This window comes from Dactylosporangium sp. CS-047395 (assembly GCF_050942185.1).
Taxonomy (GTDB): Bacteria; Actinomycetota; Actinomycetes; order Mycobacteriales; family Micromonosporaceae; genus Dactylosporangium.
The window spans coordinates 913,850-938,262 of sequence record NZ_CP192015.1 but is presented as its reverse complement, the minus strand read 5'-3'; the positions used below and the strand labels follow the sequence as shown (position 1 = coordinate 938,262).

Genomic DNA, 24,413 nt, shown 5'->3' with positions numbered 1-24,413 from the left:
CACCTGCGTAGACGCTTCATCCAACTGTTCAGGTTCCCCGGATGAACGAATTCAATCCTCCGGCCGTCCGCAGGGCGACCCGACCGACACGGTCCGTTGTATGCGGGTCACGGTACGGTGAAGGACCGAACCCCACCTTTCTTCCGAAGCCAAGAGCAAGCAAGATAGTGGGGCGAGAAGTCAACCTCCCCCTCCCATGACGGTTTACTGCCTGTGACTCAGCTTCCGACGTGGCACGGCGAGCCCCTGCCACCCACCGGTGCTCTGGCCTCGGCCGGAGCCGGGCGCGAACCTGCGCACGGCTCCGACTCCCCCTCCAACGGACCCGCCCGCGAACCCCGCGAACCAGGCTCGACCGCTCCCCCGGTGCCGGGGCAGCGGGCCGCGCCCGGCGTGGTGATCGGCGGGCGCTATGCCCTGCGCACCGCCATCGGACACGGCGGCATGGGCACGGTCTGGCGTGCCAGCGACACGCTGCTACGCCGCGACGTGGCGGTCAAGGAGGTCATCCTCCCGCCCGGCCTCGCGCCGAGCGACCGCGACTCCATGTATCAGCGGACCCTGCGCGAGGCCCGTGCGGCCGCCGCGCTGTCGCACCCGTCGGTCGTGCAGGTGTACGACGTCGTGACCGAGGCCGGCCGCCCGTGGATCGTCATGGAGCTGCTGCAGGCCCGCAGCCTGGCCGAGATGATCGTCGAGGACGGCCCGCTGGCCGCCCGGGCGGTCGCCAAGATCGGCATCGCGCTGCTCGGCGCGCTCGAGGTGGCCCACGCCGCCGGGGTGCTGCACCGCGACGTGAAGCCGGCCAACGTGCTCATCTGCGGTGACGGGCGGTGCGTGCTCACCGACTTCGGCGTGGCCCGGATGCCCACCGACAGCGAGCTGACCACGCCCGGCATGGTGCTGGGCTCGCCGCACTTCATCTCGCCCGAGCGCGCGATCGGGGCCAAGTTCGGCCCGCCGAGCGATCTGTTCTCGCTGGGTGTGACGCTGTACACGGCCGTCGAGGGGCGCCCGCCGTTCGACAAGCGCGACCCGTTCGAGACCATGCGGGCCGTCGTCGAGGAGCCGCCGGCGCAGTCGATGCGCGCCGGGCCGCTGGCCGGGGTGCTCTACGGGCTGCTGGAGAAGGACCCGGCCCGCCGCTGGAACATCGAGACCGCCCGCGCGGTGCTGCGTGACCTGCTCGCCGGGCCGCTGGCCAGCAACGCGCCGGCGCACATGACCGACCCCTACGCGGTGGTCCGCCCGGCCCACCAGCCGACCATGGTGCACCCGCAGCAGCCGAGCGGCCAGATCGGCGGCCGGGCCATGATGGCCCCCGGCGAGACGGTCAGCGGCGCCCTGCGGCGCATGCACTCCGGGGCACCGGCCCAGGGCGGCGCGCCCGAGGTCGAGCTGGAGCGCACCGGGGCCGACGCCTACAACGCGTACGCACCCGAGTACGCCCAGGACGACTGGGCCCAGGGCCCGACCACGGCCACCCCGCCCAAGCACGGCACGACCTTCGGCGGGGGCGCCGGGGCGGGCCTGCTCGACCGGGCCAAGGCCGCCCCGAGCTGGATGAAGGCGGCGGTCGCGGCCGCCGTCGTGCTGGTGCTGTTCCTCGGCATCGGCGCCGCCTCCGGGCTGTTCTCCGGCGACGGCGACGACAAGGGCCAGCAGCCCACCGCGGGCCGCTCCAGCGCGCCGGCCGCGCCGGCGTTCGAGGTGGAGCCGTTCACGCACCCGGGCGGCATCTCGGTCAGCGTGCCCAAGGGCTGGACGAAGAAGCAGCTGGGAGCGGCGGCCACGCCGTACTTCGACATCACCGACCCGGCCGACGCGAACCGCCGCATCCGGGTCAACATCGAGAAGACCTCGGCGGCGCCCCGGCAGTTCCTGGAGTCGGCCGAGAACCGGCTCAAGTCGACCCCGTCCAGCTGCGAGACGCCGTACGGCCGGGTCAACTTCTCCGACGGCAAGCTCGACGGGCAGACGTCGGCGATCCTGGAGTACACCTGCGGCTCGGGCGACCACCTGCGGCACGCGCTGTGGGACGCGGTCGTGGTCAACGGCAAGGCGTACCACTTCTTCGTCACCGTGCCCGACTCGCGGTTCGAGGAGAGCAAGGCGATCTTCGAAGAGATGGTCACCAGCTTCAAGGTGACTCCCCCGTCGAACTGAACCCGACCCGTGTTATGAAGGGCAGATGACCTCCACCCTTCGCGCTGTGGCCGAGGCCTGGCTGGCCGACGATCCCGATCCGGCCAGCCGGGACGAGCTCCAGGGCGTGCTGGAGGACGAGGCGGAGCTCGCGGACCGGTTCGCGGGCCCGCTGCGGTTCGGCACCGCCGGGCTGCGCGGGCCGCTGCGGGCCGGGCCCAACGGCATGAACCTCGCGGTCGTCCGCGGGGCCGCGGCCGGGCTGGTGCGCTGGCTCGCCGCCGAGACCGCCGGGCCCGACGACCGGCCGCTGGTCATCGGCTACGACGCCCGGCACGGCTCGCACGCCTTCGCGGTCGAGACGGCCCGGGTCGCCACCGGGGCCGGCCGCCGCGCGCTGCTCATGCCCCGGCCGCTGCCGACCCCGGTGCTCGCCTTCGCGGTCCGCCGGCACGGCGCGGCGGCCGGCGTCATGGTCACCGCCAGCCACAACCCGCCGCAGGACAACGGCTACAAGGTGTACCTCGCCGACGGCGCCCAGCTCGTCCCGCCCGCCGACGCGGAGATCGAGCAGGCGATCCGCGCGGTCGGGCCGCTGGCCGAGGTGCCGCTGGGCCCGCCCGGCGAGGTCCTCGACGAGCGGATCGTGCGCGACTACGTCGACGCGGCGGTCGGCGTGATCGATCCCGCGGTGCCGCGCGAGCTGGCCGTGGCGTACACCCCCATGCACGGCGTCGGCCGCGAGGTCTTCGAGGCCACGCTGGCCGCGGCGGGCTACCCGGCCCCGTTCGTCGTCGCCGAGCAGGCTGAGCCCGACCCCGAGTTCCCGACGGTGGCCTTCCCCAACCCGGAGGAGCCCGGCGCCACCGACCTGCTGCTGGCCCTGGCCGCGCGGGAGGGCGCCGACATCGCCGTCGCCAACGACCCGGACGCCGACCGGTGCGCGGTCGCCTACGCCGACGGCGGGGTGTGGCGCCAGCTGCGCGGCGACGAGGTCGGGGCGCTGCTCGCCGACCACCTCATGCGCCGCGGGGTGCGCGGCCGCTACGCGACCACGATCGTCTCCTCCAGCCTGCTCTCCCGGCTGTGCGCGGACCGCGACCTGCCCTACGGCGAGACGCTGACCGGGTTCAAGTGGATCGTGCGGGCCGGGGACGACCTGGTCTACGGGTACGAGGAGGCGCTCGGCTACTGCGTCGCGCCCGAGCTGGTCCGCGACAAGGACGGGATCACCGCCGCCCTGCTGGTCTGCGAGCTCGCCGCCGGGCTCAAGGCCGAGCTGCGCACCCTCGGCGACCGGCTGGACGAGATCGCGCTCCGGCACGGGGTGCACGCCACCGACCAGCTCTCGGTGCGCGTCGAGGACCTGGCCGACATCGCCGCGATGATGGCGACCATCCGGGCCCGCCCGCCGGCCGACCTGCTCGACGAGCCGGTGCGCACGGTCGAGGACCGGCTGCCCGAGTCCGACGTGGTGATCCTGCGGGCCGGCACCACCCGGGTCGTGGTGCGCCCGTCGGGGACGGAGCCCAAGCTGAAGGCCTACCTGGAGGTGGTCGAGCCGGTCACCGGCCCGGCCGACCTCCCGGGCGCCCGGGAGCGCGCGGCGGCCGCCCTGGTCGCGCTGCGCACCCAGATCGCCGCGGCCCTCGGCATCTAGAGCGTCACGTCGAAGGTCTGGGACTCGGCCAGCTTCTTGAACTCGCGCAGGGCGGGCTGGGACGAGTCGGGTCGCGTGTCGCCCTTCGGGGCGTTGGGCGAGTCGAAGTACACCAGCGCCCGGATTGCCGGGAAGCGCCCGATCTGCTGGGCGACCGTGGAGAAGATCCAGGCCTTCTGGGCCGGGTCGGCGGTGTGCTCGTAGACGCCCCATTCGGCCACCATGAGCGGCTTGTTCCCGTGCTCCTTGGTGACCCACGAATAGAAGCCGGGCCATCGCGCCGGATTCGTCGTGTGATTGACCAGATACGAGAAGTCGCCGAAGCCGTACCCGCCGGGCTTGGCGAACAGGTACGGGTCCATGCCGATCCAGTCCACCACGTCGTCGCCGGGGTACAGGTCCTCGAACTAGTCCTGCTCGCACCAGGGCTGATAGGCCATGTACACGAGTACGAACACGACGTTCTTCACGCCGTCGGCCCGCAGCCGCTGCACCGTGTGGCGGAACATCGCGGCATAGTCGCGGGCCGTCATCCCGCCGCCACTGCGCACGTCGTTCTCGGGCTCGTGGTGCAGCGCCAGGAACATGGTGCCGGGAAACGCCTTGAATCGGGCCGCGGCCGTGTCGATCCGCGCGTCCTCGCCCCCGGCCGCCACGTCCGCCCAGGTGGTGTTCCAGGCGACCTTCCAGTTCGCGAAGAGAATGCGTTTGCGCGGCTGCCGTACCGCCGCGATCTCATCGGCCGTCGGAAAGACCTCGTCGCCGCGGTGATACGAGTGCAGAACGTCGGCCGGACGGCCCGTGGTGCGCTCGAAGTTGCCGAGCGCCCGGCCCGCCGGAAGGTCGGTGAACGCGCCCGGGGCGACGCCCCACAACAGCCCGCACCGCGGCACGAGCTTGGCGTCGACCGCACATCGGCGCTGCTCGAGCCCCTGCCGCGGGTCGGCCTCGGCCAACCGCGCGACCGGTTCCCGCAGCATGGCCGCCGCGATCGCGCCCGAGCCGGTCAGGGCCAGGACGATCGCGGCCAACAGCATGACGTTCTTCCGGTACCTCATCGAGGGCCAACGTAAATCCGCCCCCGTTCACCCCTTCAAGGTCAGGAGGCCGCTTTCCCCCGTTGCGGCGACCGGAATTAAGGAGCTTTTTAAGAATCGCCGAAGCGGGGCATGCCGCCGAACTGCCGGTCGCCCGCGTCGCCGAGGCCCGGGACGATGAACATCTTCTCGTTGAGGTGGTCGTCGATCGCCGCGGTGACCAGGCGCATCGGCAGCCCGGAGTTGGCCAGCCGCTCGATGCCGGCCGGGGCCGCGAGCACGCACAGCACGGTGATGTCGGTCGCGCCGCGGTCGACCAGCAGCCGCACGCAGTGCTCCAGCGAGCCGCCGGTGGCCAGCATCGGGTCGAGGACCAGCACCGGGATGCCGGACAGGTCGCGGGGCAGCGACTCCATGTAGGCCCGCGGCTCGAAGGTGTGCTCGTCGCGCGCCAGCCCCACGAACCCCATGGACGACTCCGGCAGCAGCGCCAGGGCCGCGTCCGACATGCCCAGCCCGGCCCGCAGCACCGGCACGAGCAGCGGCGGGTTGGCCAGCCGGGTGCCCTCGGTCGTCGCCACCGGCGTCTTGACCGCGAACTGCTCGGTGGCGAACGAGCGCGCCGCCTCGTACACGAGCATCGTCGTGAGCTCGTGCAACGCGGCACGGAACGCCCCGTTGTCGGTACGTTCGTCACGCATCGCGGTCAGCCGCGACTTGGCCAGGGGGTGATCCACCACGAGTACGTCCACAAACCGAGAGCCTAGTATTTGGGACATGACCCTCACCGCCGAGGTCGCACGCTCACAAGGCGCGCTGCGGACCTTTCTGCACGGGCTGCCGGGAGTCGATCAGGTCGGCGCCGAGCAGCGCGCCGCGATGCTGGGCACCCGGTCGATCAAGACGACGGCCAAGGCCCAGGCTCTCGACCTGGCGATCCGCATGGTGGACCTGACCACGCTGGAGGGCTCGGACACCCCGGGCAAGGTGCGTGCGCTGTGCGCCAAGGCGGTGCGCCCCGACCCGGCCGACCCGAGCTGCCCGAGCGCCGCGGCCATCTGCGTGTACCCCGCGATGATCGCCACCGCCGCCGAGGCCCTGCGCGGGTCGAAGGTCCACCTGGCCAGCGTGGCCACGGCCTTCCCCTCCGGTCAGGCCCCGCGCGCGGTGAAGCTGGCCGACACCCGGGCCGCGGTCGCCGACGGCGCCGACGAGATCGACATGGTGATCTCCCGCGGCGCGTTCCTGTCCGGCCGCTACGCCGAGGTGCACGACGAGATCGCGGCGGTCAAGGAGGCCTGCGGGGAGGCCCACCTCAAGGTCATCCTGGAGACCGGGGAGCTGGCCACGCTCGACAACGTGCGCCGCGCCTCCTGGCTGGCGATGCTGGCCGGGGCCGACTTCATCAAGACCTCCACCGGCAAGGTGCAGCCGGCCGCCACGCTCCCGGTGACGCTGGTCATGCTCGAAGCGGTGCGCGACTTCCGGGCCGAGACGGGCCGGATCATCGGCGTGAAGCCGGCCGGGGGCATCCGCACCGCCAAGGACGCCATCAAGTACCTCGTGATGGTCAACGAGACCGCCGGCCCCGACTGGCTGGACCCGGACCGGTTCCGCTTCGGCGCCTCGACGCTGCTCAACGACCTGCTCATGCAGCGGACCAAGCTTGCCACCGGCCAGTACAGCGGCCCCGACTACTTCACCCTGGACTAGCGATGGACTTCTCCTACGCCCCCGCGCCCGAGTCGCGCGCCATCGTCGACATCGCCTCGTCCTACGGGCTGTTCATCGGCGGCGAGTTCGTCGACGGCAAGGGCGAGCCGTTCAAGTCGATCAACCCCGCCAGCGAGGAGACCCTCGCCGAGATCGCCAACGCCGACGCGGCCGACGTCGACGCCGCGGTGAGCGCCGCCCGGCACGCCTACGACAAGGTCTGGGGACCGATGCCGGGGCGGGAGCGGGCGAAGTACCTGTACCGCATCGCCCGGATCATCCAGGAGCGCGGCCGCGAGCTGGCCGTGCTGGAGTCGCTGGACAACGGCAAGCCGATCCGCGAGTCGCGGGACGTGGACATCCCGCTCGTGGCCGCGCACTTCTTCTACTACGCGGGGTGGGCGGACAAGCTCGGGTACGCCGGCTTCGGCCCCGACCCCCGCCCGCTCGGCGTGGCCGGCCAGGTCATCCCGTGGAACTTCCCACTGCTCATGCTGGCCTGGAAGATCGCACCGGCGCTGGCCGCGGGGAACACGGTCGTGCTGAAGCCGGCCGAGACCACGCCGCTGACCGCGCTGCTCTTCGCCGACATCTGCCGGCAGGCCGAGCTGCCGCCGGGCGTCGTCAACATCATCACCGGGGCCGGCGACACCGGCCGGCTGCTGGTCGAGCACCCGGGGATCGACAAGGTGGCGTTCACCGGCTCGACCGAGGTCGGGCGGGCGATCGCGCGGGCGGTGGCCGGTACCGATAAACGGGTCACTTTGGAGCTCGGCGGGAAGGCCGCGAACATCGTTTTCGACGACGCCGCCATCGATCAGGCGGTCGAGGGCGTCGTGAACGGCATCTTCTTCAACCAGGGCCACGTGTGCTGCGCGGGCTCGCGGCTGCTGCTGCAGGAGTCGATCGCCGAGGACTTCCTGGCCGCCCTCAAGCGCCGGATGGCCCAGCTGCGCGTCGGCGACCCGCTGGACAAGAACACCGACGTCGGCGCGGTCAACTCGGCCGCCCAGCTGGCCCGCATCCGGGAGCTGTCGGAGATCGGCGAGCAGGAGGGCGCCGAGCGCTGGTCGGCCCCGTGCGAGCTGCCCGACCGCGGCTTCTGGTTCGCCCCGACGATCTTCACCGGGGTGACCCAGGCGCACCGGATCGCCCGCGAGGAGATCTTCGGGCCGGTGCTGTCGGTGCTGACCTTCCGCACGCCCGACGAGGCGGTGGAGAAGGCCAACAACACGCCCTTCGGGCTGTCGGCCGGCGTCTGGACCGAGAAGGGCTCGCGGATCCTGCAGGTCGCCGACAAGCTGCGCGCCGGGGTCGTGTGGGCCAACACGTTCAACAAGTTCGACCCGACCTCGCCGTTCGGCGGGTACAAGGAGTCGGGCTACGGCCGCGAGGGTGGCCGGCACGGGCTGGAGGCCTACCTTGAGCACTGAAGGCCGGCTGGCCGTCCGCAAGACGTACAAGCTGTTCATCGGGGGCGCGTTCCCCCGCAGTGAGTCGGGGAGGTCCTACCAGGTGCAGTCGACCTCGGGCGACTTCCTCGCCAACGCCGCGCTCGGCTCCCGCAAGGACGTCCGCGACGCCGTGAAGGCGGCGCGCGGGGCCGTGGCCAAGTGGTCGGGCGCGACCGCCTACAACCGCGGACAGATCCTCTACCGGATCGCCGAGATGCTGGAGGGCCGCCGGTCGCAGTTCGTCGAGGAGGTGGCGGCGGCGGAGGGCGCGGGCCCCGAGGTCGTCGACGCCGCGATCGACCGCTGGGTCTGGTACGCCGGATGGGCCGACAAGATCGCGCAGGTGCACGGCGGGGCCAATCCGGTCGCCGGACCGTACTTCAACCTCTCCGCGCCCGAGCCGACCGGCGTGGTCGGGATCGTCGCGCCCGCCGCGTCCTCGTTGCTCGGGCTGGTGAGCGTGATCGCGCCCGCGATCGTGACCGGGAACACCGTGGTCGTGCTCGCCTCGCCCGACCGGCCGCTGCCCGCCGTCACCCTGGCCGAGGTGCTGGCCACCTCCGACCTGCCCGGCGGGGTGGTCAACATCCTCACCGGCAAGGTGCCCGAGATGGCGCCCTGGCTCGCCGCGCACATGGACGTGAACGCCATCGATCTGACCGGTGTGACAGACACCACACTCGCGAAGGAGTTGGAGGCGGCCGCGGCGGAAAACCTGAAGCGGGTGATCCGACCGAGCGATCCCGACTGGACCGGCGACCCCGGCGTTTCCCGCATGCTCTCGCTGCTGGAGATCAAGACGGTCTGGCACCCCAAGGGGGTCTGACCGCCGCACAACGTGCACACTAGGGTGTTTTGTGCGCGAGGCCACACACGCCCTGGTGTGCCCGCACGCCGAGCCCGACTACGGAGGTCACAGTGGCCCGCCAGTCTTCCCGGTCTTCCCGGCCCGCTTCCTCGCGACCGGCCAAGCCCGAGCCGGTGGAGGAGGACGTCGAGGAGGTCGACGCGCTGGATGCCGAGACCGAGGTCGACGACGAGGTCGACACCGTCGAGGACGCCGACGACATCGCCGACGACATCGCCGATGAGGACGACGCCGACTTCGATGAGGAGGCCGGCGGCAAAGAGCGCACCTCCCAGGCCGACGCGATGTGGAACGACGTGCGCATGGAGCCCGTCGAGATCGCGTTCCCGAAGGGGGTCGGCTACACGCTGCGGGCGTACCGGCTCAACACCGAGCTCACGCCGACCGAGGTCGACGAGGAGGAGGACGACTTCGCGATCCTCCACCGCCGGGCCGACGAGGACGAGGACGACGAGCGGGTCGTGATCCTCGAGAACGCGGAGCTGTTCGAGGACGAGCCGGAGCCGGCGCCCGTGGAAGCTTCATCGAAGCGTTCCCGGAAGAAGGACACCGCGACGGACTCTGCGGATTCTTCCTCTTCGGACGAATCGGACCTGGACGCCGCCGACGCGCCGGTCGCCAAGAAGTCCTCGGCCAAGTCGGACGATGAGGACGACGAGCTCGACGACGCTGACGACGAGCTCACCGAGGCCGAAGAGGAAGAGGCGCTCGAGGCCGAGGCGGAGGAAGAGGAAGAAGAGGATGAGGAAGAGGAGGCGGAGCCCGAGGAGGTTCCGGCGTTCCTCTCCCACCGCGGCAAGCTGCTGCTCTTCCGCTCCGTCGAGGGCCTGGTGGAGTACGTCAAGACCGACGGCGTCGAGAACGACCTTGTCCAGGTCGACACCTGGGAAAGCCTGAAGAAGCGGATCACCGTCGCCTCGGTGGTGCCGACCGACGAGAACCGCTACGAGCTCGACCTCGTGGTGGAGAACCTGCGCGGCGGCCAGGACGCCTGGGACACCGATCTGCTGCTCGCCGCGGGCGAGGCGGCACGTGACCTTGCTTACGCCCTGCGCCTCGAGCCGGTCCGCACGGCGCTCTCCCCCGGCTCCCCCCTCGACGACCTCGACGAGGGCCTGCGAGCTGCGGCATCGGGCGGCGTCGGCGGGTTCTTCGCCAAGCGCCGGCTGAAGAAAATCGGGGCACAACAGGCAGCCCTGGGCTGGCGGACGATCATCGGCAAAATTTCTGCCGCCGTGGACTGGCGTGATTGATTTGTGACCGACAGGATCTAAGCCGTGGGCATTTTGGCACGGCGGGCCCGACCCGGCTCCTAGCCGGACGGGTGGCGACGGTGGACGACGATCAGCCAGCTGGGCAATCAACCGTTTCGGCTGATCGCGTCACCGGCCGTCAACCTGTTCACTAGAGGTCGTTCAGTTTGACCTGCGGCAACACATCGGCGGGGCGCCGGGACAGTCCCCGCCGATCGTGACGAAAGCTCAACTGATGTCCCGAGAGGAGGACGACGCGGTGGCGCTCGTTCGGGTGTACTGCGGTCTGGCGTCGGCTGACCCCGCCGAGCCGCAGTCGGGTTCCGACATCTGGTTGACCGTCGCGGTCGTCGACGACGCCGGCCGACTCATCGACATCTGCGAGGTGAGCGACGACGCCGGCGGCTACGCCGAGCTCAGCGCTCTGCTGGCGCAGCGCTCCGGCGGCACGTCCGCCGTGGCGGTCGCGGCCGAGAGCGACGACCACGTCGTCACCCAGCTGCTCACCGCGGCGGGCCGCAACCTCGCGTTCACCGACGACGACTCGGCCGACGACTACGCCGAGCGCTTCGCCGACGACGAGTCGCCGGAGGAGATCCAGTCCAACGCGGCCGAGCGCCGCGCCGTCGGCCTCGCCCGCGCGCTGCAGGCCGGCGTGCTCTCCGCGGTCGGCCAGAGCCCGCCGCGCGACATGCTTCCGCTCAAGCCGGTCCTCGCCGCGCACGCCGCCGTCGTCTCCGGCCGCCAGAGCGCCGCGGCCACGCTGCGCGAGGTGCTCCGCGAGCTCTACCCCGCGGCCCTGCGCGCCTACCCGGACCCGGCCGAGACCATCCCGCTGGCCGTCCTCGACGCGCTGCCCGAGCCCGGAATACTGGGCGGGGGCGCCACCGGCCGCAAGGGCGACCAGCTCGTCATCGGCGAACTGGCCAAGGCCGGCGTCGCCGATGCCGCGACGCTGGGCGAGGCCATCACCGCCCTGCGCGTCGCGATCGCCGAGACTCCCCGCCGCACCGGCGTCAACCGGGCCATGACCGCCGCGGTCGCCGAGACCATCCGGCAGTCCGTCGCGGCCGTGCGGGCCGGCGACGCCGCGGCCGCCGCGCTCGTCGCGGTGCTGGCCGAGAAGATGAGCCCGGCCGCGCACCGCACGCTGCCCAACCGGCAGCGCCCGGCCACGCCGCTGAGCCCGGCCGCCCCGCTCAACCAGCCGGCCCAGCCGCTGACCCCGGCCACCCCGCTGCGCCCGGCCACGGCCCTGCCGGAGAACACGCCGTCCCGCTCGCGGGCCGCCGCCGTGGCCTCCAACGCCCGCCCGGCCGCCGCGGCGAGCGACGCCATGCCGACCCGCACCCGCGCGTCCCGGGCCGCCGAGGCCGCGGGCCGCGCCGCCGAGACCGCCGCCCGCGCCGCCGAGGTGGCCCGGGCCGAGGAGACCGCCGCCGCGCGCACCACCGGTGGCCGTCGCCGCGCCCAGAGCGTGCCGAACATGCCGTCCCAGGCCCAGCCGCCCGTCGTGTCGGCCCCGCCGGCCGCGAGCCTGCCGGGCACCATCGGCTCCGCGCCCGCCGTCGTCTCCGGCCCGCCGGCCGTGATCTCCGCCCCGCCGGTCGTCTCGACCCCGCCCGGCTACGTGCCGTCGGCCCCGCCGGCCTACGGGTCGGTCCCCTCGGCGCCGCCCGTGTACGGTTCGGTGCCCTCGGCCCCGCCCGCCTACGGGGTCCCCTCGGCCCCGCCGGTGACGTCGACGCCGCCCGGCTACACACCCGGCTACGCGCCCGCCTCGCACACCGCACCGCCGCCGCCGTACCAGCCGGCCGCCTATCACGCGCCGACGCCGATGTACGCGCCCGCGCCGCCGGTGCCGCCGACGTACCAGGGCCAGCAGCCCACCCCGGCCTCGATGCAGTCGATCCCGGTCCCGCTGCAGCCGGCTCCCCCGCAGCCGACCCCGGTCGCGCCGCTGCCGGTGGCCCCGGCCCCGGTCGCCCCGCCGCCGGTCGCGCCGAGCCCGGTGATCCCGCCGCAGCCGACGTCGACGAACAACGAGCCGCAGTTCACCTCGCTGATGCCGGCGCCGCCGCCGGGCATCGCCCCGCTGATCGGCGGGCACGAGCACCACGAGATGCCGCGCTTCGACTCGTACGGCTTCGATCCGCTGGCCGGCATGCCCCCGGCCCCGCCGATCACGCCCGCCGCGCCCACCTCGGGCGGCGGCCTGGACGGCGGCCCGCGCCTGAGCGACCTCAGCGCGCTGGGCGAGCCCCCGACGCTGTCGCGCTGGGCGCAGGGCTCGGCGGACGCGCCGACCACGGAGACCTCGGCCGCGGCGTACAAGTTCGGCGCCGACCCGCTCGCCTCCGCCTCGGAGCTGAGCAGCCTGCCGAAGCTGAGCGACATCCCGCAGCCGCCGGACTTCTCGGCCCTCGACGCGACGATCGAGTCGACGTCGGGCTCGCTGAGCGCTTCGGGCACCCCGCGCCGCGGCACGGACGCCCTCGGCTCGCGGTCCTCGGCGGCTTCCTCGGCGGCTTCCTCGACGGCCGACGCTTTCGGCTCACGGTCCTCAGCTGCTGACGCGCTCGGTTCGCGGTCTTCGGCCGCTGACGCCCTCGGTTCGCGCAGCGCGGCTTCGGACTCGCTGAGCTCGTTCGGCTCCGGGGAGTTCCCGCCGCTCAACGGCGACCGCTCGACCCGGTCCCGCGCCGAGTCCAGCGCCGCCGCTGCCTCCGCCGCCTCCGCCGCCTCCGCCGGGCTCTCCCGGGCTGAGCGACGGGCCGAGCGCGACCGTGCCGAGCAGGCCGCGGCCGAGCAGGCCCGCACCGGTTCGCGGCACGCCGACCGGCTGGACGAGGAGCCGGCCCGCAGCGAACGGGCCCGGACCGAGATCCCCCGCTCGTCGCGCAGCGAGATCCCGCGCTCGTCGCGGGGTGAGCTCCCGCGTGCCGAGACTCCGCGCTCCGAGACTCCGCGCTCCGAGCCCACCCGCGCCGACACCACCCGCACGGACACCACCCGCACGGAGATCCCGCGCAGCGACCGCGGTCGCACCGAGATCCCGCGCAGCGAGCGGTCCCGGACGGCCGAGCGCCACGTCGAACTGCCTCGCCAGCGCGAGGGCCGCGTGCCCCCGCCGTGGCAGACCGGCGAGCTGCCGGTCGAGCCGGCCGGGCTGCGCCTGGTCGAGCCCGCCCCGGTCGCCGACCCCGCGCTCAAGGGCGGCTACTCGGACGAGCTGAGTGGGGAGTACAGCGGCGAGTTCCGCTTCGAGCCCCCGGCCCTGCGCCTGGTCGACTCGGAGCGCCCGGCCGAGCGCGCCACCGCTCGCAGCACCGGCGCCGGCCGCAGCCGCCGCGCCCAGGCCGCCGAGCGCGACGCCGCCCCGAAGCAGCCCGACGAGGGCGACGGCGACCTGCTGATCTTCGCGGCCGCCCGCTCGGCCTGGTTCACCGACTGGGACGCCGACGAGTCCACCGGCGAGACCCAGGCGCCCACCCCGAGCTGGGAAAACTCGAACGACCAGGCCTGGCAGGCGGCCCAGCGCGCGGCCGCACCGCAGATCGGCGACGAGACCAGCACGGGCCTCCCGCGCCGCGTCCCGCAGCAGAACCTGGTCCCTGGGGCCCCGGTCAACGCCAACCCGGAGCGCCCGCTGCGCATCGTCCGCGACGCCGCCCAGATCGCCGCCCACACCACGGGCTACTTCCGCGGCTGGCGCCGGGGCCAGGAGGTCGGCGGCTTCTCGGTCGGCGGCCGCCCGGGTCGCGAGTCGGCGGGCGGCTGGGACTTCAGCCGCGAGGCGAGCCGGGACTACCAGGAGCGCGAGTTCGAGTACCGCTCGGCGCGCCGCTAGAGCTCACTCCTCCACACAACGCACACGAAGAGGGCCGCTCCCGCGAAAAAAGGGGGCGGCTCTCTTCGTATGTGTGCCATCGGATGCGCGAGCAGACGGCACACGAAGAGGGCCGCTCCCGCGAAAAGGGGGCGGCCCTCTTTCGTATGCATTCCCTCAGATGCGCGTGCAGACGCCCTGTGCGGGCTACAGCGCGATCAGAACGTGCGCAGGCACACCCGAGTGCCCGTCGCGGCCTTGGAACGCTCTGCGGGCCACAGAAACGGAACCGCAGCGTTCCGCACCGGGATGAACACAGAGCGTCATACCCCGCAACGCGAAAGCGCACCGGGCGTCCCTCTCGGGTGCTCGGTGCGCTTCCACTGCTTGAGTGGGGTGTAGCGGCGGTGCGTGTGAAGTTTTAGGCCGGCGCGGTGGCGCGGGTCCGGCGCATCGACAGCACGTACTCGACCAGCGAGATCAGTACGTTCTTGGTCGACTCCCGGGAGCGCGCGTCGCACGACACCACGGGGACGTCGCTCGAGATCGCGAGCGCCTCCCGGACGTCGTCGGCGTTGTGGTACTGCACGCCGTCGAAGCAGTTGATGGCCACCAGGTACGGCAGCCGCCGGTGCTCGAAGAAGTCGATCGCGGCGAAGCAGTCGGCCAGACGCCGGGTGTCCACCATGACGACGGCCCCGATGGCGCCCCGCACGAGCTCGTCCCACATGAACCAGAAACGGGTCTGGCCCGGGGTACCGAACAGGTACAGGATCAGGTCCCGGTCGATCGAGATACGACCGAAGTCCATCGCGACCGTGGTCGTCGTCTTGCCGGGCACATTGCGGGTGTCATCCACACCGACACCGGCGGAGGTCATGATGGCCTCGGTGGTCAGCGGCGTGATCTCCGAGACCGAGCCGACCAGTGTGGTCTTGCCCACGCCGAAACCGCCGGCGATGACGATCTTCGCTGACGTGACCCGCCCTGGGCGGTGCGCCACGTCAGAGCCTCCGAAGTCCACTCAGCACCCTCTCAAGCAGTTCTGTGCCCACCGACTCGTTTTCGTCGAGCGAGGTCGGCTCGTACACCGCGACCAGTCCGTCGGCAGCCATGTCCGCGACGATGACACGGGCGACACCCAGCGGAAGCTGCATGCGCGCCGCGATCTCGGCGAGGGACTGCAAGCGTCCGTCGCAAAGCGTTGAAATGTATTGCTGCTCCTGGCCGTGAGCACCACCCGGCCGGGTATTGGCCGCCCGGCCACGCACGGTGGTCTCGACCAGCGCCTCGATCGCAATCTCCAGCTTGGGCCGGGTGCGACCTCGGGTGACGGCGTACGGCCTTACCAACGCGCCCGTTGGCTCATCGCGTTCGGCCATGTTCGCCGTTCACCTCCTCACTCGTCGGGCCTCGTAAGCAGCCACTGAGTATGTCGTTAGCAGCCAATGGATACCAACTAATGGATAGTGCTCTGTCACCTAGTTCAGCTTCAGCCGAGCATCGAGGCCGTTGGGCGGGGCGGCGGCGTGAGAGCGTCACCGACCCGGTCGACCAGCAATGCCATTTCGTAGCCGACCTGACCGACGTCGCAGGCGCGGGCCGCGAGGACCGCGAACGACGAACCGTCGGAGATCGACATGAGGAACAGAAAGCCATTGTCCATTTCGACCACAGTCTGCAGCACGGCCCCGCCCTCGAAGCAGCGGGATGCGCCCTGGGTCAGGCTGACCAGGCCGGAAGCGATCGCGGCGAGCTGATCACCACGGTCGCGCGGCAGGTCGCGAGAAGCAGCCAACAGCAGACCGTCCGCCGAGACGGCGACCGCGTGGGCGACCCCCGGCACTCGGTCCGCGAAGTTGGCGAGCAGCCAACCGAGATCCTGCGTAGATGTCATGCCTCTTGCTCCTTGCCAACCTGCGAGTTTTGAGGCCCGGCCGAAGTCGGCTCAGGGGTTTTCGAGTCGTCGGACCGCGTGCGGCCGCGCTGAACGCCTCGGTGGTAAGCCGACAACAGACCGCGCACGGACTCCGGCGTCCGCTTGTGCGCAGCGGCGGGGTTCTTTTCAACCCCACCAGGAACCAGCTGCGCCTGCGGCACGCGTTTTGGCAAACCCATGTCGGTCGTCGCGAATTCCTGCGCTTCGGCGATTGCCGCAGCCGCTTGCCATCCTTCGTCTGCCGCAGTGTGCCAGTTTACTGCCGAACCGCTCGACGCCCGGTCGGCCGAACCTCGCGAAGGTTCACCCGGACTGCGGGTTTCAAATCGCTGCGGCGGGACGTATTGGGCCGGCGCCTCGCTGTAGGTCACCTCGACCGGCCGCTGACCGGAGGATGGCGGCTGAGCTGCGGCCGGAGCCGGAGCCGGGGCCGCCGCGGAGGACGCCGGGGGCGTGAGGTCCTCCAGGGGCTGGCGCTTGGTGGTGAACCAGGCGGACTCCAGCTCCCGGAAGATCGGCAGCTCCATCGTCTCGTCGACGAAGCGCTGCCGGGTGTCCTGTACTTCGCTCTCGCCCGGAGCCGGGTCCCAGTCGAGCCGGACGCGCGGAATCTCCGCGGTCATGTCGACCGGCGCGTACGGCTCCGGCTGCGGCGCGGGCCGCTGCTGCGGCTCGGCGGCGGCCGGCGGCCACGGCGACGGCGCGGCGGCGGGCGGGGTGGCCAAGCCGTTCTGGCCGGCCGGGGCGTCGTCGAAGCCGCTGCCGAAGCTGGGTCGCTGCCGCGGGATCGGGCCGCTCACCTCTTCGGCGTCGGCCACGTCCGCGTCCTCGCCCTCGGCGGGCCAGGCCTCGTTCGCGCGGCGCTGCGGCAGCGGGCCGAGCCGGCCCGAGCCGCCGGGTGCGTCCTCACGGTCCCGGCGGAAGTCGTCCTGACCGGAGACGTCGCCGACGCCGGTGAGGTCCGACCAGGCCGGCAGGGCGCGGCCGCCGCCACCGTTGCGCTCGGGGGCGCGGTCGTCGCGGTTGAACCCGCCGGTGTCCCGCTCGGGGTCACGGCGGAAGCCTCCGGTGTCCCCGCGCCGGAAGCCGTCGGCGTCGCCGCGGCGGAACTGCTCGCCCGTGTCGCCCCGGCGGAACCCGCCGGTGTCACCGCGCCGGAAGCCGCTGTCGTCGCCGAAGCCACCGCCCGCGGGCGGAAGCGACGGGCGAGCCGGCGGCGCGGGCGGAGCCGGGCGCGGCGGGGTGCCGTTGGCGAAGCCGTTGACGGTCGGGCGCTCGCCCGTGCCGTTGCTGCGGTCCGGTCGCTCGGGGCGGTCCCCGCCGAACAGGCCGCTGCTGGTCAGGGTGCCGAAGCGCGGGCCGCCGCCGTTGCCGGGGCCGCCGGTGCCGGCGCCCGCGAAGCCGCCGCCGAGACCACCCGGCGTCGGGCCGCTCTCCAGCGCCAGCGGCGAGGCGAGCGGGGAGCGGGGGGCCGGGGTCGACGGGATCGGCCGGGCCTGCACGACGTCGTTGGGGCCGACGGCGGGCATGCCGGCGGACGGCATCCCGGGGCCGCCGCGCCCGGCGAGCGCCCGCGGCACGAGCACGCCGGCCGGCAGCGTCATGTCGGCGATGGTGCCGCGCTCGCGCGCCGCCCGCAGCTCGACCTTGACGCCGTGGCGGGCGGCCAGCCGCGCGACCACGACCAGGCCCATCATCCGGGAGACGGCCACGTCGACCATCGGCGGATTGGCGAGCCGGTCGTTGAGCTCGGCCAGCTGCTCGGGCGAGATGCCGATGCCGTGGTCCTCGACCAGCAGCGCGGCGCGGTCGCCGACGCGGCGGGCCTCCACGATGACGGCCGAGTCCGGCGGCGAGAACGCCGTCGCGTTGTCCAGCAGCTCGGCGACCAGGTGGACCATGTCGTTCACCGCGTGGGCGGCGATCTCGATGTCCCGGTCGATCATGCCGAACTCGATGCGCGTGTAGTGCTCGACCTCGGACTGCGCGGCGCGCAGCACGTCCATGAACGGGGCCGGCTCGCGCTGGATGCGGGTGGAGTCGGCGCCCGCGAGGACCAGGAGGTTCTCGTCGTTACGGCGCATCCGGGTGGCCAGGTGGTCGAGCTGGAAGAGCTCGGCCAGCCGGTCCGGGTCCTCCTCGCCGCGCTCCAGCCGGTCGAGGTGACCGATGAGCCGGTCGACCAGGATCTGGGAACGGCGGGCGAGGTTGACGAACATGGTCGCGACGCTGGCCCGCAGGGCGGCCTGCTCGGCCGCGGTGCGCACCGCTTCGAGGTGAACCGCGTTGAACGCCTCGGCCACCTGGCCGAACTCGTCGCGGCTGCGGATCGGCAGCGGCTCGGCGATCTGCAGGGCCAGCTGGTGCGGCGACATCTGCGTGGCCAGGGCCGGGTCGCGCAGTCGCTGCACCGCCTGGGGCAGGCCGAACTGGGCGACCGTGAGCGCGCCGTGCCGCAGTTCGCGCAGCGAGCGGGCCATCGACCGGGCCACGATCCAGGCGAAGAGGATCGCCAGCAGCAGCATGCCCAGCAGCGCGCCGGCGGTGACGAGCACCCGGCGCTGCAGGTCGTTGCGGGCCACGGTGGCGCTGTCGATGTTGTGGTCGTCGAACTCGATCTCGATGCCCCGCAGCAGGTTCGCCTTGTTGATCATGGCGTTGTCCCACGCGGTGGCGGTGAAGATGTCGCCCGGCAGCGCCTCGGTGGTCAGCGGGCCGAGCACACCCTCGAAGGTGGCGGCCTCTTTGAGGTCCGAGCCGGAGCGCTTCTTGTCGAACAGGTCGCGGTGCCACGGCTGGGAGTTGGTGCGGAACTGCTCCTCCGCCTGCTCCTGACCGGTCAGCGCGGACTGGAACTCCTTGCGCAGCTGCGGCGTGAAGGCCTTCGTCGTGAGTGCCCGGATGCCGACGACCCGCTCCAGGGCCACCTGCTCCTTCATCTCCGAGATGGCGGCCGCGGCGCGCATGTCGGCGCCCAGCGACGGGTTGTTGGACAGCTCGGCCGCGCTGTCGCGGATCCCGAGCAGGTCGTCGACGAGCGACTTGTACCGCGCGACGACCGTGCTGGCCAGGATCTCCTTGCTGCCCTCGCTGATCTGCTTGCGCATCTGCGGCAGGTCCTGCAGCTGCGTGTCGATCGAGGCGAGCTGCTTGCGGAAGTCCTCGGGCGGGTCGGCGAGCCCGGAGCGGGTGAGCCGGTAGTCCTTGGCGGCGTCGTCCGTCTTCTGGGTCTGCCGCTCGAAGACGCTGCGGGCCTCGACGGCCGCGTCGGTGTTGAGCTGGCCGAGCAGCATGGCCGCGTTGGCCCGCTCGTTCTGCAGCTCGTGCACGAGGGCGGAGGACTGAGCCGACAGGCCGGAAAGGGTGCGGGCCCGGTCGGCGTCGTTGGCGTCGCCGATGTTGCCGACGAGACCGTTGGTGCCGACCACGATCGTCGCGATGATCGGGACGATCATGATCAGGCCGAGCTTGGACCAAATTGGCAGGTCTCGGAGCCGGCCGATGGGGAACCGCAGACGCGACGAGACCGGCTCCCGCGTCGATGGCCGTTTGCTCACTTCACCGCCCTCCGAACCGGCGCCTTGTGGAACAGCAGGCACCCGCGACCGGCCGACCCTACTGGGCCAGACCCACGAGATTCCACCATGTCCCGTGCCAAGAAGAAAGCCCAGGTATCCCGCTGTGCATTATGTGCGACACTGGAGCCAATGTCCGATTTAAAGGCATTCATACAGGTTTACCCGATACACCCAGGTGATCGACGCCGACAAATCCGGACATCACGTGAGCTTGGCGTACGCCGGCTTGATGACATCGTTGATCAACGCCAGGCGCTCGTCGAACGGAATGAACGCACTCTTCATCGCATTCACCGTGAACCACTGCAATTCCGCCCAGCCGTACCCGAACGCCTCCACCAGCAGCGCCATCTCCCGCGACATGCTGGTGCCGCTCATCAGCCGGTTGTCGGTGTTCACGGTCACCCGGAAGCGCAGGTCACGCAGCAGGCCGATGGGGTGCTCGCGGATCGAGGGGGCCGCACCGGTCTGCACGTTGGACGACGGGCAGAGCTCCAGCGGGATGCGCTTGTCGCGCACATATGCGGCGAGCCGGCCCAGCGAGAGGTCCTCGGCGATGTCGTCGACGATCCGCACCCCGTGCCCGAGCCGGTCGGCACCGCACCACTGCAGGGCCTGCCAGATGGACGGAAGGCCGAACGCCTCCCCGGCGTGAATGGTGAAATGTGAGTTCTCGCGCTGGAGGTACTCGAACGCGTCCAAATGCCGGGTGGGCGGAAAACCGGCCTCGGCGCCGGCGATGTCGAAGCCGACGACACCGGCATCGCGGTACCGGATGGACAGCTCGGCGATCTCCATCGACCGCGCCGCGTGCCGCATGGCGGTGAGCAGGGTGCCGACCCGGATCGGGGTGCCCTGGGCGGCCGCCTCGGACGAGCCCGCCCGGAACCCGTCCAGCACCGCCTCGACCACCTCAGGCAGCGTGAGGCCGCCCTCCAGGTGCTGCTCCGGGGCGTAGCGGACCTCGGCGTACACCACCCCGTCGGCCGCCAGGTCCAGCGCGCACTCGCGGGCCACCCGGTGCAGCGCGTCCGCGGTCTGCATCACCGCGACGGTGTGGGCGAACGTCTCCAGGTAGCGCTCCAGCGACCCGGAGTCCGCCGCGGCGACGAACCACTCGGCCAGCCCCTCGGGCGTGGCGGCGGGCAGCTCGTGGCCGATCCCGGCCGCGAGATCGAGGATCGTGGCGGGGCGCAGGCCCCCGTCCAGGTGGTCGTGGAGCAGGGCCTTGGGCGCGCGACGGATCTCGTCGAATGTGGGTGCAGCCATGGAACGACACTAGTGGTGTGCAACCGTCCGTCATCACACATCTGCGGTGTCCCGTCTGCCACGGCCCCTTCACCGCGGCCGAGCGGGCGCTGCGGTGCCCGCAGGGCCACTCGTTCGACATCGCCCGCCAGGGGTACGTCGACCTGACCGCCGGCCGCCCCGCCCACACCGGCGACACGGCCGAGATGGTCGCCGCCCGCGCGGCCCTGCTGTCGGCCGGCCACTTCGCCGCCCTGACCGAAGCCGTGACCGAGGCCGTCGCCCGGGAGGAGCCGGGCCTGATCGTCGAGGTCGGCGCCGGCACCGCGCACTACCTGGCGGCGGCGCTCACCAACGAATCGGTGGGCCTGGCCGTCGACACTTCCAAGCCCGCACTGAAGCGAGCGGCGCGGGCAAGCGAGCGCATCGGCGCCGTCCGCGCCGACATCTGGCAGGGCCTGCCGATCGCCGACCACGCCGCCGCCGTGATCCTCGACGTCTTCGCCCCCCGCTCGGGCGCCGAGTTCGCCCGGGTCCTGCGCCCGGGCGGCGCCCTGATCGTGGCCACCCCCGCCGCCGCTCACCTGGCCGAGCTGGTCGACGCCCTCGGCCTGATCCGGGTCGATCCGGCCAAGCAGGAGCGACTGCACAAAAGCCTGGATCCCCATTTTGTACCGTCAAATGCCCGCACCATCCGCGCACCCCTGTCCCTGAGCCGCGCCGACGCCCTCGCCCTGGTCGCCATGGGCCCGAGCGCCTGGCACACCGACCCCGCCGCCATCAAAGAAGCGCTCGCAAAGCTGCCGACCCCGATCGCCACCCACCTGGACGTCGACCTGACAACTTGGCGCAGCAGATAGACCCCGGTGCGGTCTTGAGGGGGTGTGGGTGGAGCGGAGCTCCCCCACTGTTCTTCAGGACATCGAACGGTATACACCGCTGCCAGGGTGCCCATACAGCGGGCCAACCTTCCGCTGCCCCTCAGACACAGCGGGTTTTGGCGTTAGATCGTCAGATCGACCTGCTCCCAGCCCGGTGCCTCGCCGTGGTACGGACCGGTGAACACCACCGCCCACTCCAGGGCCCACCGCCGTTGCCCCGCCTGCCACGCTTCGAGCTGCCCCGGCAGCGGCAGCCCGGAGCGCGCGCATTCCTGCAGCGACCAGGCCAAGCAGTAATACAGGTCGAGCTGCACGGCCGCGGCCGGGGCCGAGCGCGGTGCGACCAGCGTCCGCCGCCGCCAGGCTGCGAACGGCTCGCCCGCCGCCAGGTTGGGTAGCCGCTCCATCAGCTCTTCCGGGGCACCGCGCAGCGGGTCCAGGTCCAGCGCCAGGCCCAGCAGCCAGGCCAGCGCGAACAGCGCCTCCACGTGCCCGGCGAAGACCCCGTCCGCGCCCACCCCGTCGGCCACGAACGCCCACTCGGGCGGCGTGAGCCGGTCGACCAGCCGCGCCTCGGCGAGCCACTGCACCCCGAGCTCCGGCGGCATGCCGTGGGCCCGGGCGAGCAGCACGTTCAGGCACGCCGCCCGGGCCTCGATCTCCGGCCCGGGACGCAGGTCGATCTGGTCCCCCGGCTCCCAGACCAGCGGGAAGTCGGGCGGGGGAAGGGGAAGCCGCAGGCGGTGCAGCTCCTCGAGGCTCGCCTCCCGCACCCGCTGCGGATCCGGCGCCGTGGTGCTCACCCGCGCACAATAACCGCCCGTTCGGGCGGCCTGCGCATCAGGAGATCCGGTCGAGGATCAAGGGTCGCTTCGCCGGCGGTACCTCGGCCAGCGTCACCGCGCCGCGGGCCACTTCCAGCGCCGCGGGCAGCTTGGCCGCGTCCTCGGCGCGCAGCTCCATGATGACGTCGCCGGCGTGCACCGGGTCGCCCGGCTTGCGGTGCAGGATGATCCCGGCCGACGCGCTGACCGGGTCCTCCTTGCGGGCGCGACCGGCACCGAGGCGCCATGCGGCCACCCCGACCGCGTACGCGTCCAGCTCGGCCACGAACCCGTCGGAGCCCGCGGTGATGGTCTCCACCTCGTTCGCCACCGGCAGCGGGGCGCCCGGGTCGCCGCCCTGGGCCCGCACGAGGCTGCGCCAGGCGTCCATGGCCCGGCCGCTGGCGATCGCGGCCTGCGGGTCGGCGTCGCCGAGGCCGACCGCGTCGAGCATCTCCCGGGCCAGGGCCAGGGTCAGCGTCACGATGTCCTGCGGGCCGCCGCCGGCCAGCACCTCGAGGGACTCCTCGACCTCGACCGAGTGCCCGACGGTGCGCCCGAGCGGGGTCGCCATGTCGGTGAGCAGCGCGACCGTGGTCACGCCGTGCGCCTTGCCCAGCTCCACCATGGTGCGGGCCAGCTCGCGGGCGTCGGCGACCTCGCGCATGAACGCGCCCGAGCCGAACTTCACGTCGAGCACCAGCGCGGACGTACCCTCGGCGATCTTCTTGCTCATGATCGAGCTCGCGATGAGCGGGATCGCCTCGACGGTCCCCGTCACGTCCCGCAGTGCGTAGAGCTTGCGGTCGGCGGGGGCCAGGCCCTCCCCCGCGGCGCAGATGGCCGCCCCGACCGTGCGCAGCTGCTCGGTGAACTCCTCGTTGGAGAGCTTGGTGCCGAAGCCGGGGATCGCCTCCAGCTTGTCCAGCGTCCCGCCGGTGTGGCCCAGCCCGCGGCCGGACAGCTGCGGCACGGCGGCCCCGCACGCGGCCACGAGCGGCGTCAGCGGCAGCGTGATCTTGTCGCCGACCCCGCCGGTGGAGTGCTTGTCGACCGTCGGCCGGCCGACCTTGGACAGGTCCAGCCGCTCCCCGGAGGCGATCATGGCCGCCGTCCAGCGGGCGATCTCCCGCGCGGTCATGCCGTTGAGCAGGATGGCCATCGCCAGCGCGGACATCTGCTCGTCGGCCACCTCGCCGCGGGTGTACGCGGCGACGACCCAGTCGATCTGCTCGTCGCTCAGCGTGCCCTTGTCACGCTTGGCGCGAATGACGTCAACAGCCGCGAAGCTCATCGTTGGCTCCAGTCCTGTTCGATGCCGGCCGGCCGAGGGGTGTCCCCGGCCCAGCTGGCGGTGCCCTGTGCGTCGACGACCACGACCCGGGGGGTGCGGATGCGGCCCCAGTCGACGGCCTCGGCGGCGGTGGTGAAGATCGGGCCTTCCTCCAGGATGCCCGCGGGCTCGTCCTCGCCGGTGCCGGACGAGCGTTCCCAGTACGACGTCCACACCTGGCGGCCGTCGGCGATGTCGGGATGCACGAAGACCGTCCCGCTGCCGACTTTCAGAGCCAGCGCCGCCGGTACCGTCGGATTGAGATCGATCTCCCGCTCGGCGATGCGCACCAGGTCGCCGTCGTCGAAGGCATGCGGCAGCAGCGCCGACATCGGCAGCGGCCCGCTCGCGTGGTCGATGAGCAGCGCCGCGCCGCCGTGCTCCCACAGCAGCTGCCGGCACCGGCCGCACGGCATGAGCGGCCGGCCGTCGGCGTCCACGCAGGCCAGCGCCACGAGCCGGCCGCCGCCGGTCACCTGCAGGCTGGAGACCAGGCCGCACTCCGCGCACAGGCCGATGCCGTAGGAGGCGTTCTCGACGTTGCAGCCGACGACCACCCGCCCGTCGTCGACCAGCGCGGCGGCGCCGACCGGAAACTTGGAGTACGGCGCGTACGCCCGTTCCATGGCCGAGACCGCCGCACTGCGCAGC

The 24,413-nt window shown here is 72.4% G+C and carries 19 protein-coding genes; 8 read left to right on the top strand and 11 right to left on the bottom strand.

Translation table 11 applies throughout. The features are described 5' to 3' along the window. Positions 1–444: 444 nt before the first annotated feature. Positions 445–2,166 (top strand): serine/threonine-protein kinase, encoded by a 1,722-nt coding sequence (locus ACQP00_RS04375; protein ID WP_433223684.1) that lies wholly within the window; start codon positions 445–447, stop codon positions 2,164–2,166. Positions 2,167–2,191: 25 nt separating this feature from the next. After that, positions 2,192–3,805, top strand: a complete 1,614-nt coding sequence (locus ACQP00_RS04370) for a phospho-sugar mutase (RefSeq protein ID WP_433214650.1) — start codon at positions 2,192–2,194, stop codon at positions 3,803–3,805. Here ACQP00_RS04370 and ACQP00_RS04365 read toward each other — a convergent pair. The 3 genes from ACQP00_RS04365 to upp all read right to left on the bottom strand — a co-directional run bounded on the left by ACQP00_RS04365 (position 3,802) and on the right by upp (position 5,594). Then, a complete protein-coding gene (locus ACQP00_RS04365) occupies positions 3,802–4,185 on the bottom strand; it encodes a hypothetical protein (protein WP_433214647.1) in 384 nt (127 codons plus the stop codon). The two genes, ACQP00_RS04370 and ACQP00_RS04365, sit on opposite strands and share 4 nt — an antisense overlap. 27 nt (positions 4,186–4,212) lie before the next feature. Then, on the bottom strand, positions 4,213–4,863 hold the full coding sequence (locus tag ACQP00_RS04360; RefSeq protein ID WP_433214644.1) for a hypothetical protein: 651 nt from the start codon (positions 4,861–4,863) through the stop codon (positions 4,213–4,215). An 89-nt stretch (positions 4,864–4,952) separates the two neighbouring features. Next, complete coding sequence (upp, locus tag ACQP00_RS04355) at positions 4,953–5,594, bottom strand: uracil phosphoribosyltransferase (RefSeq protein WP_433214641.1); 642 nt, start codon at positions 5,592–5,594, stop codon at positions 4,953–4,955. A gap of 25 nt (positions 5,595–5,619) precedes the next feature. Here upp and deoC point away from each other — a divergent pair, with 25 nt between their 5' ends. The 5 genes from deoC to ACQP00_RS04330 all read left to right on the top strand — a co-directional run bounded on the left by deoC (position 5,620) and on the right by ACQP00_RS04330 (position 13,980). Beyond that, the gene (gene deoC, locus ACQP00_RS04350; RefSeq protein WP_433214638.1) at positions 5,620–6,555 is read left to right on the top strand and encodes a deoxyribose-phosphate aldolase; all 936 of its coding nucleotides are present in this window, start codon (positions 5,620–5,622) and stop codon (positions 6,553–6,555) included. A 2-nt stretch (positions 6,556–6,557) separates the two neighbouring features. Beyond that, entirely contained in the window at positions 6,558–7,988 is a 1,431-nt protein-coding gene (locus ACQP00_RS04345; RefSeq protein ID WP_433214635.1) for an aldehyde dehydrogenase family protein, read from the top strand. After that, positions 7,978–8,835, top strand: coding sequence for an aldehyde dehydrogenase family protein (locus tag ACQP00_RS04340; protein WP_433214632.1), 858 nt, complete (start codon positions 7,978–7,980; stop codon positions 8,833–8,835). The genes ACQP00_RS04345 and ACQP00_RS04340 overlap by 11 nt, the downstream gene beginning before the upstream one ends. A gap of 155 nt (positions 8,836–8,990) precedes the next feature. Then, a complete protein-coding gene (locus tag ACQP00_RS04335; protein WP_433214630.1) occupies positions 8,991–10,130 on the top strand; it encodes a DNA primase in 1,140 nt (379 codons plus the stop codon). Positions 10,131–10,365: 235 nt separating this feature from the next. Next, positions 10,366–13,980, top strand: coding sequence for a hypothetical protein (locus ACQP00_RS04330; protein ID WP_433214627.1), 3,615 nt, complete (start codon positions 10,366–10,368; stop codon positions 13,978–13,980). 400 nt (positions 13,981–14,380) lie between these two features. On the opposite strand, the gene ACQP00_RS04325 is transcribed toward ACQP00_RS04330, so the two are convergent. The 5 genes from ACQP00_RS04325 to ACQP00_RS04305 form a co-directional block, all read right to left on the bottom strand. Beyond that, positions 14,381–14,983, bottom strand: a complete 603-nt coding sequence (locus ACQP00_RS04325; RefSeq protein ID WP_345124326.1) for a GTP-binding protein — start codon at positions 14,981–14,983, stop codon at positions 14,381–14,383. Then, complete coding sequence (locus ACQP00_RS04320) at positions 14,964–15,341, bottom strand: DUF742 domain-containing protein (RefSeq protein ID WP_345124324.1); 378 nt, start codon at positions 15,339–15,341, stop codon at positions 14,964–14,966. Before ACQP00_RS04320 ends, ACQP00_RS04325 begins: the two co-directional genes overlap by 20 nt. Positions 15,342–15,451: 110 nt before the next feature. Next, positions 15,452–15,856 (bottom strand): roadblock/LC7 domain-containing protein, encoded by a 405-nt coding sequence (locus tag ACQP00_RS04315; RefSeq protein WP_033358336.1) that lies wholly within the window; start codon positions 15,854–15,856, stop codon positions 15,452–15,454. Next, on the bottom strand, positions 15,853–19,353 hold the full coding sequence (locus ACQP00_RS04310) for a sensor histidine kinase (protein WP_433214624.1): 3,501 nt from the start codon (positions 19,351–19,353) through the stop codon (positions 15,853–15,855). Before ACQP00_RS04310 ends, ACQP00_RS04315 begins: the two co-directional genes overlap by 4 nt. A gap of 324 nt (positions 19,354–19,677) precedes the next feature. Continuing rightward, positions 19,678–20,745 carry an adenosine deaminase gene (locus ACQP00_RS04305; RefSeq protein WP_433214621.1) on the bottom strand — a complete coding sequence of 356 codons (1,068 nt, stop codon included), beginning with the start codon at positions 20,743–20,745 and terminating at the stop codon, positions 19,678–19,680. A 17-nt stretch (positions 20,746–20,762) separates the two neighbouring features. Between ACQP00_RS04305 and ACQP00_RS04300 the strand changes: the two genes are divergently transcribed. Beyond that, positions 20,763–21,584 (top strand): putative RNA methyltransferase, encoded by an 822-nt coding sequence (locus ACQP00_RS04300; RefSeq protein ID WP_433214618.1) that lies wholly within the window; start codon positions 20,763–20,765, stop codon positions 21,582–21,584. A 143-nt stretch (positions 21,585–21,727) separates the two neighbouring features. On the opposite strand, the gene ACQP00_RS04295 is transcribed toward ACQP00_RS04300, so the two are convergent. From ACQP00_RS04295 to ACQP00_RS04285, 3 genes are read right to left on the bottom strand one after another with little or no spacing between them, the layout of a single operon-like run. Then, the gene (locus ACQP00_RS04295; RefSeq protein ID WP_433214615.1) at positions 21,728–22,408 is read right to left on the bottom strand and encodes a DUF4272 domain-containing protein; all 681 of its coding nucleotides are present in this window, start codon (positions 22,406–22,408) and stop codon (positions 21,728–21,730) included. 37 nt (positions 22,409–22,445) lie between these two features. Next, positions 22,446–23,723, bottom strand: a complete 1,278-nt coding sequence (locus ACQP00_RS04290; RefSeq protein WP_433214612.1) for a thymidine phosphorylase — start codon at positions 23,721–23,723, stop codon at positions 22,446–22,448. Further along, entirely contained in the window at positions 23,720–24,388 is a 669-nt protein-coding gene (locus ACQP00_RS04285; protein WP_433223682.1) for a cytidine deaminase, read from the bottom strand. The genes ACQP00_RS04290 and ACQP00_RS04285 overlap by 4 nt, the downstream gene beginning before the upstream one ends. Positions 24,389–24,413 lie beyond the last annotated feature (25 nt).

What these genes read in the sequence shown, in the direction of transcription:
- ACQP00_RS04370 (WP_433214650.1), top strand. Translation starts at nt 2,192, where the DNA reads ATGACCTCCACCCTTCGCGCTGTGGCCGAGGCCTGGCTGGCCGACGAT.
- ACQP00_RS04310 (WP_433214624.1), bottom strand. Translation starts at nt 19,353, where the DNA reads ATGATCGTCCCGATCATCGCGACGATCGTGGTCGGCACCAACGGTCTC.
- deoC (WP_433214638.1), top strand. Translation starts at nt 5,620, where the DNA reads ATGACCCTCACCGCCGAGGTCGCACGCTCACAAGGCGCGCTGCGGACC.
- ACQP00_RS04360 (WP_433214644.1), bottom strand. Translation starts at nt 4,863, where the DNA reads ATGAGGTACCGGAAGAACGTCATGCTGTTGGCCGCGATCGTCCTGGCC.
- ACQP00_RS04305 (WP_433214621.1), bottom strand. Translation starts at nt 20,745, where the DNA reads ATGGCTGCACCCACATTCGACGAGATCCGTCGCGCGCCCAAGGCCCTG.
- ACQP00_RS04315 (WP_033358336.1), bottom strand. Translation starts at nt 15,856, where the DNA reads ATGACATCTACGCAGGATCTCGGTTGGCTGCTCGCCAACTTCGCGGAC.
- ACQP00_RS04290 (WP_433214612.1), bottom strand. Translation starts at nt 23,723, where the DNA reads ATGAGCTTCGCGGCTGTTGACGTCATTCGCGCCAAGCGTGACAAGGGC.
- ACQP00_RS04345 (WP_433214635.1), top strand. Translation starts at nt 6,558, where the DNA reads ATGGACTTCTCCTACGCCCCCGCGCCCGAGTCGCGCGCCATCGTCGAC.
- ACQP00_RS04285 (WP_433223682.1), bottom strand. Translation starts at nt 24,388, where the DNA reads ATGGAACGGGCGTACGCGCCGTACTCCAAGTTTCCGGTCGGCGCCGCC.
- ACQP00_RS04330 (WP_433214627.1), top strand. Translation starts at nt 10,366, where the DNA reads ATGTCCCGAGAGGAGGACGACGCGGTGGCGCTCGTTCGGGTGTACTGC.
- ACQP00_RS04375 (WP_433223684.1), top strand. Translation starts at nt 445, where the DNA reads ATGGGCACGGTCTGGCGTGCCAGCGACACGCTGCTACGCCGCGACGTG.
- ACQP00_RS04320 (WP_345124324.1), bottom strand. Translation starts at nt 15,341, where the DNA reads ATGGCCGAACGCGATGAGCCAACGGGCGCGTTGGTAAGGCCGTACGCC.